The sequence below is a fragment of the Verrucomicrobiia bacterium genome (genome assembly GCA_035574275.1).
GTDB lineage: Bacteria > Zixibacteria > MSB-5A5 > DSPP01 > DSPP01 > DSPP01.
Genome location: DATLYY010000018.1, coordinates 1 through 13891, shown reverse-complemented (window position 1 = coordinate 13891; position 13891 = coordinate 1). Strand labels below are relative to the sequence as shown.

The following is a 13891-nucleotide window of genomic DNA, read 5'->3' as shown; positions in this document are numbered from 1 at the left end:
TGAACGGCTGGATCGAAACGTACAACGAAACCTACCTGCACTCGGCCCTGGGCTACCAGCCGCCGAACAGGTTCGAGAAAACCTATAACCTCAGCCCGATGACTCCATATCAGGCCGCTTGACTAAAGGGGAGCAGTACACACAAGCACGGTGTCTCCATTCATTGACTCATTTATCCCCGCCTGAATCGTCGGCTGGTCTTGGGGAACACGGATGATGGTGGCAAAAAGGGGTGAAGCGAGAAGGGCGGTGATTAGAAGGATAAAAAGAAACGAGAAAACTTTAGATTTGTTAGGCATACTGCCTCCCTTTTTAGAATTTTCCTTTCTATCCCACATCCATCTCTTCCGGCTCCAAAACGCCGTATTCGGAGGTGTAGTGGAGGGGGATTTCGATGGCCTTCTTTTGCTCCAAAGAATAAATCATACAGGAATCGTAGGGATAGGAATAGATGTGGATGGAGACCGCTTGCTGTTTTAGCTCCGGCGGGTTGGCGACGTAATGAATCGGCTCTTCCGGCTCCACCCGCCCCGGGTTGGACGGGTCCATCCAGTAGCGGTCGGACTCCGTTAGCTCGCAATGCCCGCCGTTCGGGTTGCCGGCGGTGACTTTGTAATTTTGCACCAAAAGCTTGCCAATCGGCACGGCCATCCAGCAGTTTTGGCCTTTGTGGTTGTGAATCGCGCTTTTTTGCCCCACTTCCCAGCAGATGGCGATAACTTCGTACAGCTCGTTTTTGTCTATCAAATTGCGGGTGTAGTGGGAGGCGCGGAAAAAGAGGAAGGGGCGCAGGGATTCCGGCTCGATGGGGTGGTCTTTCAGGAATTGATGGACATTATCCAATGTAAACCCCTTTTTCCCCACCTCTCGCAGTTCTTCCGCAAAATCCGCAATCGTGACAAGCTTCGCCATTCGCTCCTCCTTGTATATGTGCCGGAGCGGGGCTCCGGGCTACCCCAAAATTAGGGGCTATTTGTGGAAAATGCCAGCGGTTTTTCTAATCACCAACCCCTAATCTCTGTTTTTGTAGGGGCGTATCGCGATACGCCCCCCTCTCCACGGCGTGGAGAGGGCCCTGCCCAAATCCTGTTCAGCCCGCGCTCAAAAACGGTGCGAACAATCCTGCCGAAGGGGTGAAGCGTTTTGCATCGGCCAAAACCCGCACGGTTTTCCCTCTGAAAAATAGAGGTAAATCGGCCCTTGGCCAACTATGGGGAACCCCCCATACAGGTGGGCTCTTTGGCTTGATTGATATGGCATTGCAGGAAGCGCTGCCGCGGGACATTCGTCATAAATTTGTTACAAATTTCACAAGCGAAAAAGGGGTTTTACAAAGGCACAGCCGTTGCTAAATAAGGGCTTGAAAGGGAAAGGACGACGAGGCAGGATGCAACTATACTTCTACGGAATCACAGGCGAAGGCCGCCCAGAGGGGTGCGGCCTGGCCACGTTCACCATCCCGGACGCGGGGATCGTCTTCCGCGCCCGATTCAAGGGGAATCAGGATGAATGCGAATACGCCGCCTTGTTGGCCCTTTTGGAATTCGTGGAAATCAACCCCCAGCTTTTCAAACACCGGACGGTGGAAATTTACGGCGATTCCTTTACCGTGGTGCACCAGGTGAACAAAAAGATGCTTTGCGGAAAGACCTTGGAACCGTACCGCAATATGGCCCTTTTATACAAAAGAAAATTTGAGTATTCCCTTTCCTGGATACCTACAAATGAGAACCCGGCGCAAGCGGAGGCGCGAAGGGTTTAAAAGCTCCCATATCGAACCCCTCCTCGATTGGGAAATCCCCCAAGTGGGGACCAGTCCCGCCGGAAAGGCGGGACTAAATTTGCAAGGGCGGCGCAAGCACAGCGGGTCGCCCTTGTTTTTTTGTCTTGCGGCTTTCCCGGAAATATCATTTTTTTCATCCGATGCCGCCCAAAACCAAGCAAAAACTTCCCGGCCCGGAGGAGCTCCAAAAGCGCCTCAAAAAACCGGACTTCTGGTTTTTGTATTTGACTGGGGAGGAGGAATTCCGGATGCGCCGGGCGGTGGGCCATTGGGAAACATTGCTTCGAGCCAAACACCCAAACCTGAAAATCAAAAAACTTTTCGGCACGGAGCTGGACTGGGGAGAGCTGGCCAATTATCTTTCCGGGCTTTCCCTTTTCGGCGAAATTCAGTTGTTCTGGATTTTCGAAGCGGACAAGCTCCGCCAAGCGGTAAGGGAGAGCTTGACGCGCGTTTTGGAAAACTACTCCGGCCCGCATTACCTGCTTTTCTGGGGGGAGGAGGCCGACAGTCGGCTCAACTTTACCAAATTGTTTGCGGAACGGAATCTCCTGTTTAAATTCACCCCCTTCTCCAAACCGGAACAGGTCACCGGTTGGCTCATGGGCTACGCCTCCGAGCGGGGACTTGCCGTTTCGCCGGACGTGGCCCAAATGCTGGTTGAAAAATTGGGCACCGACCTGTCGCTTCTATCTTCTGAAATCGAAAAACTGGCTTTGGCCTACGACAAGCTGCCGCCCAAGGAGCAGTTGGAAAAGGAAATAACCTCCCAGCGCCGCTTTTTCCCCTGGGATTTGGCGGATGCCCTGGCCAAAAAGGATGCCGCCCGCGCTCTTCTGGTTTTGAAATCCCTGCGCGAGGAGGGGAACTCCCCTGGCACCATCTTTTATCAGCTGACCGAGCATTACTCCAAGCTTCTGGCTTTGGTTTTGTCCGGGGACTTTTCGCTGCGTACGGTTCAGGAGTGGAAGTTTTACGGCTTTTTGCACCCAACCGTTTTGGCTCAAGCCAAAACACTTTCCAAGGACTCAGTTTTAGCAGCCATCGAGAAACTCGCCTCCGCCGAACGCCAGACCCGTTTTGAAAAAATCGAGCCGGAGCTGGTGCTGGAAACGACGGTCGTCCAGCTCTGTCAAAACTCATAGGTTTTTCCTCTTTCTGCTCCCCTAATAGGTGGTGTCGCAGTTAAGTTATTGATACACAACGGAAAAATTAATCGACCCCGGCTTTTGGCTTGAGTGTATAATTCTTTTGAAGGGGCAAGTAAGGTAAAAAGAAAGGAGTCGTTATGCGTAGGGTATTCCTCTCTTTCATTTTGCTCGTGGCATTTGCCGCTTTGGCCACAGCCCAGATACAACAGAACCGGCCTTATTCCGGGCCGCAGATGAGCCGCCCGAATGGTCTCGGCATGATCCTTGGGGAGCCGACCGGTATTTCTTTCAAACACTGGATTTCCCGCAAGAACGCTTTCGACGCCGGTTTCGCCTGGTCGTTTGCCGGCCGCGGGGATGAACTGCACATGCATGCCGATTACCTGTGGCATACCCCGTTGAGTTCGTCTGATGAAGCCGTGCGGAGAACCGATTTCTACATCGGCATCGGCGGACGGGCGCGGTTTGAAAGCGACGCCCGCGTGGGCGCGCGCGTGCCGCTCGGTTTTTCCCACTTTATCAAGGACACCCCGCTGGACGTGTTCTTTGAGGTGGCGCCAATTCTGGACTTAGTGCCGGAAACCGATATGTCCGCCAATGGCGGCATCGGCCTGCGCTACTACTTCTAATTTTTTAAGCAAAACGAAAGGGCGCCCCTTGACCGGGGCGCCCTTTTTTGTCAGCTTCTCTTTTTATCCAGCCAAAAAGCCGCACCCGCCAATACGAAATACATGACGAAGCCGGATGCGGCCACCATTTGCACCTTGGGAGGTGGCGGACCGAAAAGATTAAGCAAATTGAAAATTAGCAGGAGCAAGGCGAAAACCGGCATTCCGTATTTTCCAAGTTTGCTTGCTGGTTTTGTGGTTTTGAGATAAATCCAAGCTCCCACCAAAAAGATAGCGGATTCCAGCAGATAAGCCGCCGCCGGATAGTTCCACAACCCTATCCCGAGTTTGGGCGAACTGGTGCCAAAGGCCAGCGGCAAGTCCGGCCGGTGAACGAGCAGGTCCAAGAAAAAGTGGGAAAGAACTGCTATTGCTATTATCGAAGCTACTTTGCTCTTTTGCCAACCAGTTTTTGCCGGTAAAATCCGAAAGAGCAGATAGGCCAAGCCGGCCCAGATAAGGGACATCAGCAAGCTGTGGGTAAACGGATAATAGACGAAATCGAGCGGATTGGCGGCGGTTATGCCAGGGGAGATTTCAACTTTTTCAATTCCTAAAAGCACCAAAACTGTCCAGAGAATGTCCACAAACTGGACGGCCAGAAATAACAGCCCGAGCGAAATCCCCTTGTCCGCTTTTTTAAGCCCTAACGCGACCCCGTAATGCCCGATAAACAATTCTTACCACCGCTTCCGAAACGGAAAGTCGTTATCGTCCCGTTTTTGCGGCGGCTTGCGCAGTGTTATGCTGCGGCGCGGTTTGCCTCTTTCGGCGGAGGAAGTGGAGGGATGGTCGATGAGCGCATCCGGCCCTTTGCCGATTAAATCCTTGCGCCGGATTGCTATCAAGGCCCGCCGCACCCGTTCGTAGCTTTCCGGCTCGTAGTGCTTCAAAATCGCCCGGTGGACTTTCCGATCCGCCGTGCGCGCCGGAACATACACCGGCGAACCGGTTACCGGGTCAAATCCGGTGAAATAGCGCGTGGTGGAAAAGGAAAGCGGCACGGGCAGAAAATCCAGAATCTTGTCCGCTTTCAGCTTGCGCCGGCGGAGAAACAGGGTCAGCTCCACCACGTCGGAGGTCTCCACGCCCGGACGGCCGACTACCAGGGCGGGCAAATGATACGTCTCGCTCCGCTTCCCCAGAAAGCGAAGTTCGCAGCAGGAGGCAAAGCCGTGCAAAAACTCCGTCGTATTTTTTGGCTCCGATTTGGCCGCCGAGTGAAAAGCCGGTATTCCGGTGGCCGGCCCGCGCAGCGGGCTGCCGACAATCGAATCCGGGTTGTACACGCCGTGGAAGGAAACCCCCTCCACGCCTGCAATCCCTTCCAGGGCCTCCCGCAGCTCCAGTTGGGAGACCAGGTGTCCTTCCCGTCTCGGCCATTTGCGGGCCGACCAGCATCCTTCCGGCTCCTTCTCCAAATCATGCACCCCCCCCGGCTTGCGGGCCGCATAGCCGCCGACGATGGAAAGCTGTCCGGAAAATTCCGAAAGGGCGGCCAGCCGCTCCGCCTCCTTTTTGATGGAATCCAAGCTGCGCACCTCCATTTGCGAACGGAAATGAAAGGCATTGGGGCAGACCGCCGGCGGCGCCGAACAGCCCCGCACGGCAACGATGGTTTGCTCCAGAACGGAGGCCATCGGAATCGGCTCCTTTTTATAAAGCGGATGCGGTTTGCGTGTGAACGGCAAATCGTAGAACGAATCGACCGTCTCGGTCTCCAGCGGGGGGGCCGGCGGATTTTCCACCAAGTACCAATCCACAACCAACTGCGCGGCCGGTTGCGGGGAGGGGGCGAAATAGTTCTCTGCGTAACGGGAAAAACCTTTCAAAAAGGAATGCCGGCATTTGGCCAATTCTTCATACGGAGTCAATTCAAGAAAATCGTTTCCAATTCTTTTTTGTTTGAAGGCCGTGCCGGGAAGGTCTTTGATTTCACCGATTTTTTCCCCCGCCTGCATTCTTTTGGCCAGTTCCAAGGCCGTTTTTTCCGGCGGGCCATAAATGACCATATCCGCCTTGGCATCAAAAAGAACGGGCCGCCGCACCCGCTCCTCCCAGAAGTCGTAATGCGCCAGGCGGCGCAGCGAGGCCTCCAAGCCGAAGAGAACGACGGGGACTCCCCCGCCCCCCTCTCGCGCCCGGTGGGCATAGACGATGGAGGCCCGGTCGGGACGCAAGCCGACATGCCCTTTGTGGGAATACGGATCCTCTTTTTGCCGGCTGCGGCTTGGAGTGTAGTTGGCCGTCATGGAATCCAGATTTCCGGCGGTGATTAAATAGAAAAGTTTCGGCTTTCCCAAGGCGGTAAACGCCTCGGCCGATTTCCAGTCCGGCTGGGGGAGAATGCCAACCCGGAAACCGTTCTTTTCCAAAACGCGGCCGACCAGGGCCGCTTCCATAAAGGGATGGTCGATGTAGGAGTCGCCGGTGACGATGAGGATATCAATCTCCCCCCAGCCGCGAAAGTGCATTTCGGCCGCACTAACCGGCAAAGGGTACAGTGCACCCTCGGTTTTTCGATTTAAAACCGCCACCCTGCCTCCTGTGCCCCAATTCTCCTATGAGGCAAAAAACCGCCCGGACGAGCCAGCCCCGGCGTGCCCCGCTTCCCCCGGCGGCGAACGGCCGGGGAACTCTTCTCCGGCCAACTCCTTTAGCCGGAACTGCCCGAAGTATAAATCAATTTATAAGAAAAGCAAATCCCAAGGGTTTACCTTATCAAGGTCATCTTTTTGGTTTCAACCTCGTCCCCGGCTTGCAACTTATACAGATATATCCCGCTCGGTAATGGTTTCCCAAAAGCATCCGTTCCATCCCACCTAATTTGCCTGTATCCTGCGGGCTGTTCAGCACTTACTAAAGTCCTAACCAACTGCCCGATAATATTAAAAATTTCCAGCTTGACAGGAGACCTGTGAGATAGAGAATAAGAAATGACAGTTCCCGCATTAAAAGGATTAGGATAGTTTTGATACATCTCGAACTGCCTGGGCAAAGTTCCGGGTTCATCTCCAACTCCGGTGGTAATCAGAGCCACTTCTAAAGTCGGATTACTGGAGTGCCCGGTGGTGTCAATGGCCACCAGTTTGTAAAAGCGACTTTCGGTCAGTTTTCCATCCAAAAAAACCGAATCGGTCTTTGGAAGGATTGCCCAGAGGTGGGCCGAATCAGCCAGCACGCCTGATATAGTGTCTCGAAAAAGCAAATAGTTACCCAAATCGGCTTCTGTGTTCGGTTTCCAGCTTAAAACCACCGTTGAATCGGGTTGGACTAAACCCGAGAAATTTAAAGGACTTCGAGGAGATAAATCTGGATAGGAAGTAATATTACCCCAAGGCCCGCCCCAGACTCCTAAATCGGAACGAGTGGCGTCCAAATCCAGAATGGCGGTGTCGCCGGTGTCAATCGCTGGAGAAGCGAATTGTAACTCCCAATCAACGCTATCCACGAACATTGGGTCAAAGCTGTAGTTGTTAGTGGGGACTAAAGTATCGCGAGCTCCACCTGCATACGATACAATAAAAGCTCGGGGGCCATTTGTGCGCCAGACTGCATTGTGATGAACACTATCAAAGTTTGCGCCGGATTGAACGGCAAAATCATACAAATTGTCCACCATCGTGTTATTGGCAACTCGACCCAAGGCTGTATTAACGACGATCCCGACACCGGTTCGGAACAGATGATTGTTGGAAATCTCCGGACCAAAAAAGTCAATGGCTTCAGCATCCACGTCAAAGAAAATATTGTTGACCACTCGGCCACTATCACTTACATCTCCCCGTATGCACCTGCCACTATTAGGGCCAAATATGTTGTTGGCGATAGTAACATAAGGAGAGTAGATGAAATCGAAATAGATTATTGCGTTGCGGAAAATGTTGCCTTGAATCAGTCCGGAAACAGTTTGAAATCCTATGCCGCAGTTGTCGAATATATTATTAACTATTCTCGTAAAAGTTCGGTCGTAGAAACAACAGTTTGATAGATTTATAGCACTAGAATAGAATCCTTCAAAAAGGTTCTCCTCTATTGTGGTTGCCCGTGCAGAATCAAGCGTTATTACTGCTACAGAGGTATTTCCCATACCATTCATACGAACTTTCTTCACCTGGCAGAAATTAGCAAAATAGAAAAAATAGGCTGCCGACATAACCGGGCTTCTTATGATGTGAGTAGAATCACGCCCAGCGCCGATGAGAACCATTCCGGGTTTGAATATGATTTCATTGGAATCTGAATAAAAGGTTCCAGCGGCTACCTGGACGGTATCGTAGGTGTTGGCAATCTTGAAAGCCAATCCCAAGCTGTCGGTGGCTTTTTCCCAGGTGTCGTAAGGCGGTGTATTTGAACCGGAGCGGGAAACATAGTGGGTAGTGGCAGAAAGTTGCTCGAAAGTCAAAAAGAATATGATTGTCCCCAACCAAATCGCCCGGAATTTGGTTCGGTTATTCAAAATGCGCCTTCTTTTTGCCGTATTTGGTTAGGGGGAAAACCCAAACCGCCCCGGGTCGGTGGCCAAAATGGCCGCCGCCAGAAAGCGGGGGACGTAATCCCGGGTCTCCTGCGGAATCAGCCCCTTTTGCGACAGGTAAAAATAATCCCCGTGGGTCAAATAATCCTCCACCTTGCGCGAGGCCTTTCGCACGGAACCCTGGCCGGTGTTGTAGGAAGCAATCGCCTTGAAAGCCGAGCCGGATTTTTCCCGTATGAGAAAATCCAGGTACTCGGCGGCGGCGATTGTCGATTTGGCCGGGTCGGTCCGCTCGTCAATTTTGCGGTTTAAATCCACCTTTAACCCGTGATCCTTTGCGGTCGGAATCATAAACTGCCAGAGCCCCACCGCCCCGGAGGGGGATTTGGCGGTCGGGTTGAACTTTGATTCAATGTAGGCCAGATACGCCAGCTCCGGCGGCAGCTTTTTTCTTTTCAAGGCCCGCATCGCATCCGGCAGATAAACGGGCCCTTTTTCCAGAAGAATCCGAATCCCCAGCTTGTCTTTCTTTAAGTGATTTACCTGTTCCATCACCACGGAAACGAAGGAGGGTTTGACTTTGGAGCTGTCCTCGTGCAGGGCGGCGGAAAGCTCTTTCACCCGCCGCTCAATGTAGGCAAAATCCTCGCTGCCGGCCGCTTCCGCCGCCTCATCCCCGGTATCGATGCTTGCCGCCACGCTCCCGTCCGCCTTTTCCGTTTTCCCGGTGCTGAAAAGGGCGAAGGCCAAAACGGCCAAAACCACCACCGCGCCGCCGGCGATGGAAAAAAGCAGAACCGGTTTTTTCTGCGCCGGCCGTTTGGGGGGGGTAATCGGTGCGGGAAGTTCCAGGCCAACGGAGAGCTCCGGTCCGTTGTTCCCCAACATAATCCGGTCGCCATTTTTCACTGCGGTCCGGCTGGATATCCTTTTGCCGTTCAAAAAAGTGCCGTTGGTGGAGCCGACATCCTCCAGAAAAAGCCCTTCGCCTGATTTGGAAAGCTCGGCGTGATAGCGGGAAACGACCGGGCTGGGAGGGTCGAAAAAGGCAACGTCGTTGTTCCGCTCCCGCCCCAGTTTCACCACCCGGCCGGGAGTCAAATCGATCTCAAATTTTTTCCCCTGCGCCGGCCCTTTGAGCACTTCCAGCTTCAATTTGGGCAAATCCAAAACCAAAATCCGGGTCGCCCCGGCCGGTTCGGAAAAGATGCGGGAACTCTCCTCCAAATGGATGCGAACCTGCGGCCCGGCCAGCCCGAACGCCACGACATCCCCGTCCGCCGGAAAATGCCGGGTGATTTTTTTGCCGTTGACCAGAGTGCCGTTGGTGGAGCCCAAGTCCCGAAGCTCCCATCGGCCGCCCGCTTCCTCCAAAATGGCGTGGTTGAAGGAGACGGCCGGGTCTTTCTGGAAATCAAAAACCACCTCCCCCTGCGTATCCCGGCCGATCCGCACCTGCCGGCCGTCAAAGCGCCGCTCCCCCTGAATGCTGCCGGATAAAAATTCCAGAACGATGCTCATTTTGCTTCCTTACTGCTCAAAAATCATGTCCGCCACCCGCGCCAGGGAAACGATGTCCCTGTTTTTCAACGGCGAACGGGAAACCGGCCGGCCGTTCACGTAGGTGTGGTTGGTGGAGTTCAAATCGACAAGCTCCCAGCGGCCGCCGTTTTTTTCAATCCGGGCGTGGCGGCGGGAAACCCCTTCGTAATCCAGAACAATCTGGTTGTCGCTGCTGGCCCCGAGGGTTATCACGGCGTCGTTCAGGGTGAAACGGGTTCCGGCCAGCCGCCCCTTTTGCACGGTTAGGGTGGCCGGTCCTTTTGACCCTTTGCCGAAAGTTAAGGGGGTTTTGCAGAAATAGCAAACCGTCCAGGCCGGCTCCACCTTGTGCCCGCAGGCCGGGCACTTCCGTCCCTTTTTTTTCACCAAAAGCACGATCAGGAAAGCCCCCAGCCCCGCAGCGACCAGAATGCCGGCGACCAGAAGCACCAGCTTCAGCGAGCCCCCTTCATCCGTTTTTTCTTCCTCGACGAACTCCTCATCGGCTCCAAGCCGCTTGGCCGAGCCCGCGGAAAAAGTTTTTCCTTCCAGGGTGACGGCGGCGTTTAACACCCCGCCCCCGGCCGGGGTGAAGCGGACGACCAATTGATATTTCAGCGCCTTGATAATCCGGGCGAAAACCTGCGAGACGTTCTTCGGCTCCGCCGTCTCGAAGTAAATCCCCTGCGTTGCTTCCGAAATCCGGCGCAAATCGGATAGGTGGCTTCCTCCCTCACCGCGCGGCAAAGCAACGGTGTATACGTTGGCAAACCCTTGGTCTTCCGCGAGGTGCAAAACATCCATATAGCCGGAAGTGGAGGCCCCGTCCTCGCTATCCGTCACCAGAATGATGACCGGCAAAAGCCCCGGCGAGCGCTCCTTCAAAGCCCGGTTAGCCGCGAGGAGGGCGTCAAAAAAGCAAAGCCCTTCGGAGGAAAGTTTAAGCCCCCGCAAGGCCATTTCGGCTGTCCGGGTGTTCCCTTCCGCCTCCAGAAGCGCTTCCGGTTTTCCGGCGGCGGAAAACAAAAAAAGCTTGTCGTTCGGTTCGTCCAGTTCCGGATGCACTTCCCGCACGAACGCCTCTTTGAGTTCCTTTTCCTCTTCGTCTGAAAGCCGCCCCGCGGCCCAAACGAGGGCGATGGCCAGCTTCAAGTCCGACTTGAGGAGCGACACGGGAGAGGAGAACTCCAGCGGCTCCCCGCTCAAGTCGAGCCGGATGTCGGAATCCAAAAGCCAGTCCGCCAGATTGCCGGCGGCGTCAAACGGCTGCAGAAGCACTACCCCTTTTTTGAAGTCGGAATACGGCACCAAAAGATGTCCCGAATCTCCGAGGGAACTGGTAAAACTCTTGACGCCCGGTGCGGTTTTTTGCGCGACCGCCTCCGGCACCGCTTCCACCAGCCCCTTCAAACTGTATTTTTTTATCTCCTTCTTGCCTCCGTCCAGAACAAAAAGCTTCCCCCCGCGGGTGACCACCAGAACGGACGGGGCTGAAAGCCCCGCTTTCTCCCCGGCCAGAATTTTTTTCCAAGCCGGCGTGCGCCAGCTTGGCAGGTACCAGACCGCCGGTTCCCCGGCGTCCAGAACGAAAAGCTCGCCGAACGGCCCCGAAACCAAATCCGCCGGCTGCCGGAACTCCTTTCCTTCCGCGGAAAGGGGAATCTCCTGCAAAAACCGGCGGTTGCCGTCATACACTGGAATGGAGCGCCGCCCCAAATCCAAAACAAAAAGGTTTCCCTGCCGGTCGGCGGCTACCGCTGCGGGGCGGTTCATCACCTGTCCTGCGGAAACCGATTCGACGGCGGCCACCGGCCGCTTGAAGGCGTCGAATTCAAGAACCTTTTTGCGCGCCTCCTCGACGATGAAAACGTTGTCCGAATCGTCAAGCGTCAAAGCCAGCGGTCGGGCGAAGGTTTTGGACCCGCCGAGCTGTCCCACCCGCGTCCCGGAGGGGTCAAAAATAAAAACGATGCGCTCCTGCGAGTCGAGGATGTAAATTTTGCCGCTCCGGTCGCCGAACAGGTCGACCGGAAAGCCGATTTTGTTTTTCTTTTTGTCCCCCAGAACCGTGAGCAGCTCTCCCTCCGGGCCGAAGGCAAAAACCCGCTTGTTCTTCCCGTCCCCCACCCAAAAACTGCCGGCGCTGTCGGCCCAGAGGGAGACCGGCTTCTCCAAGTCGGGCGCCAACCGGGCCAAATCGAAGCTCCGCTCCGCGGTCGGCTGGGCCAAAGCCGCCCCAGCATAAAGCAGAAAGCCGAGCGCTGTAAAAAGTCGTTTAAGCATAGTTCGTGGAATTACCTCCACTGATGATAAAATAAAAACTAAACCGCCCGGAGCAACCCCTTTTTGCATTTCACTCCACCGGCGGCCAACCTCTCCTTGTTTTAGTACCGGACCCTTTTCAACTATCTGTCGCGGCAGAAGAAGCGGAGATAGCCAAGCAAGCGTTGTGCCAACCGGCTGGGCGGGAGCGGCTTGGCGGGGCTGTCCTTGGCAAAAAAACCCTTGACAAATTCCGGTCGGCCTGCGTATCATTTTATGGCTTTTAACAAGATAACGAAAGGAGTGGTTTTGTGAGGTCTTTGGCCTGTAAACTATTAACCCTTCTTTTAGCTTTATTTTTACTCCTTTCTTTCTCCGCTCCCGCTTTCGCCCTACCCATGCGGTATTGGTTGGCTGTTCAGGATGTAGATGAAATTCCCCATCCTCACGCAATGAAATATGCTACGTTTTATGTTGTAATTTCTTTGCCAACGGGTGGGTTCATGCTTTTCCCTATTGTTGTGAAATCAAAGACAGCTTCCGAGAAGAGTTCCGATGTAAAAACATCCGGTTCGCCACGACTCGATGAATACACCCAATAAAAGGCAGGATTCAGCAAACAAGCAGTTGGAACGGATTGATTCTTTAGTTCGCGAGAAGCGTTTTAACGAGGCCTTCGCTTCTCTAAAAGGAATCTCCACAGAATTCTGCGAACAGGTTTCTTCCAAGGAAGCCGCTTATTATCACTATTTGGAAGGTTACATTCTCTGGGAATTGGGAGACAAGAAATTGGCTGTGAACGCGGCCCGCAAAGCTTTGGACATGTATTTGAGCCTGCGTGAGTTTGCGGGCATCGCCAAAGCCGAGAATCTAATCGGTTCACTTTTAATAGATTTGGGAAACTTGACGAGTGCTCAAGAGCATCTGCAACAGGCCATTGCGGGCTTTAAGTTTGCAGGCGACTTCCCTTCGGCAGCTCGTGCTTTAAATCAACTTGCTTACCTCCACTATACGAAGGGCGAGTTCAGTTTGGCTACTCATTTCAATAAAGAGGCTAGGGAATGCGCGGATAAAGCGAACGATCATTATTATGCCATTGTTCTGGGAGGCAGTTTAGCAGCTTATCAAGTCTTTTACGGCCAGTGGAAATTGGCCATGGCAAACCTGGGTCCCTATTTAAGAGAAACGAAGAAGGCCAAGGATTTCTACAACATTGTTAGCGGGCTGGTCTTATCTGGCGTTTCAAAAAAGCTGGGTGGGAATTCAAAGAGTGCTCGTGCGGATTACATTGAGGCCGTTAGGCTCGCAGGTCAGGAGAACCTTATTGGCAACTTAAAAATCGCGTATGAGTACCTTGCCGAACTCTCCATCGCCGAAGGCCGCTTTGCCGAAGCCGAGGATTACCTTAAGAAAGCGCTCGAAATCGGTGAGCGGGTTTCCCCCTACGGCACGATTATGACCCAGTGCTGGCGGTTGATGGGGGATTTGTACAACGCCAAAGGGGAGCCGTCCGAGGCCTTGAAGGCCTACGAGACCTGCGAAAGCTATTTAATCAAACTGCCGGAGGAACTGGAGCGGGGGGCCTGCTTTGTCGGCCGGGGCGTGGCCTATGCCAACCTGAAGAACTGGAAGGACGCCAAAAGCGCTTTTGACCGGGCCTTCGAGGTGTTCGAGAATTGCGAGAACGATTGGGAGCTTTTCAAAGCCGTGGTCACCGCCGTGGAGTGCGGGGCCTATGCCTCCAAACAGATGGGAACGGAACTTTTGATGGGATGCGAGTTTTTCCAAAAATACGAGCACCCGGCGTGGGAAGAACGGGCACGGAAGCTCTTGGGGGGACTGGAAGGCGCCCACGACCGGCTGCCCCTGGACGCCAAGAAGGGGAATTTGGAAAAGCAGGAAATTATTACGGCCTTGCAGGAAACAGGGAACAACGTCACCTTGGCGGCCAAAAAGCTGGGCCTTCTGCGCTCCACCCTGCATTACAAAATCAAGCGCTACAAAATAA

12 protein-coding genes are annotated in these 13891 nt (G+C 54.0%); 5 read left to right on the top strand and 7 right to left on the bottom strand.

Annotated features, from left to right (window positions below):
• Positions 1-122: 122 nt before the first annotated feature.
• Together VNL73_03110 and VNL73_03105 are read right to left on the bottom strand one after the other, a co-directional pair.
• Positions 123-299, bottom strand: a complete 177-nt coding sequence (locus tag VNL73_03110) for a hypothetical protein (GenBank protein ID HXF48401.1) — start codon at positions 297-299, stop codon at positions 123-125.
• A gap of 28 nt (positions 300-327) precedes the next feature.
• The gene (locus VNL73_03105) at positions 328-912 is read right to left on the bottom strand and encodes a cysteine dioxygenase family protein (GenBank protein HXF48400.1); all 585 of its coding nucleotides are present in this window, start codon (positions 910-912) and stop codon (positions 328-330) included.
• Positions 913-1133: 221 nt separating this feature from the next.
• On the opposite strand from VNL73_03105, the gene VNL73_03100 reads away from it, so the two are divergent.
• From VNL73_03100 to VNL73_03085, 4 genes are all read left to right on the top strand, one after another.
• Positions 1134-1352: a hypothetical protein gene (locus VNL73_03100; protein HXF48399.1), complete on the top strand. Its 219-nt coding sequence runs from the start codon at positions 1134-1136 to the stop codon at positions 1350-1352.
• A gap of 35 nt (positions 1353-1387) precedes the next feature.
• Positions 1388-1762 (top strand): hypothetical protein, encoded by a 375-nt coding sequence (locus VNL73_03095; GenBank protein HXF48398.1) that lies wholly within the window; start codon positions 1388-1390, stop codon positions 1760-1762.
• Positions 1763-1923: 161 nt separating this feature from the next.
• Positions 1924-2928, top strand: coding sequence for a DNA polymerase III subunit delta (gene holA, locus VNL73_03090; GenBank protein HXF48397.1), 1005 nt, complete (start codon positions 1924-1926; stop codon positions 2926-2928).
• A 143-nt stretch (positions 2929-3071) separates the two neighbouring features.
• Entirely contained in the window at positions 3072-3563 is a 492-nt protein-coding gene (locus tag VNL73_03085) for a hypothetical protein (protein HXF48396.1), read from the top strand.
• A 50-nt stretch (positions 3564-3613) separates the two neighbouring features.
• Here VNL73_03085 and VNL73_03080 read toward each other — a convergent pair whose 3' ends face one another.
• From VNL73_03080 to VNL73_03060, 5 genes are all read right to left on the bottom strand, one after another.
• Positions 3614-4279: a hypothetical protein gene (locus VNL73_03080; GenBank protein ID HXF48395.1), complete on the bottom strand. Its 666-nt coding sequence runs from the start codon at positions 4277-4279 to the stop codon at positions 3614-3616.
• Positions 4280-4282: 3 nt separating this feature from the next.
• A complete protein-coding gene (locus VNL73_03075; GenBank protein HXF48394.1) occupies positions 4283-6139 on the bottom strand; it encodes a DUF3362 domain-containing protein in 1857 nt (618 codons plus the stop codon).
• 176 nt (positions 6140-6315) lie between these two features.
• Positions 6316-8061 (bottom strand): FlgD immunoglobulin-like domain containing protein, encoded by a 1746-nt coding sequence (locus tag VNL73_03070; GenBank protein HXF48393.1) that lies wholly within the window; start codon positions 8059-8061, stop codon positions 6316-6318.
• Positions 8062-8088: 27 nt separating this feature from the next.
• Positions 8089-9600 (bottom strand): FHA domain-containing protein, encoded by a 1512-nt coding sequence (locus tag VNL73_03065; GenBank protein HXF48392.1) that lies wholly within the window; start codon positions 9598-9600, stop codon positions 8089-8091.
• Positions 9601-9609: 9 nt separating this feature from the next.
• Positions 9610-11904 carry an FHA domain-containing protein gene (locus VNL73_03060; GenBank protein ID HXF48391.1) on the bottom strand — a complete coding sequence of 765 codons (2295 nt, stop codon included), beginning with the start codon at positions 11902-11904 and terminating at the stop codon, positions 9610-9612.
• Positions 11905-12468: 564 nt separating this feature from the next.
• Between VNL73_03060 and VNL73_03055 the strand changes: the two genes are divergently transcribed.
• Positions 12469-13891, top strand: a 1423-nt coding sequence (locus tag VNL73_03055; GenBank protein HXF48390.1) for a tetratricopeptide repeat protein, incomplete at its 3' end; no start/stop codon positions are given.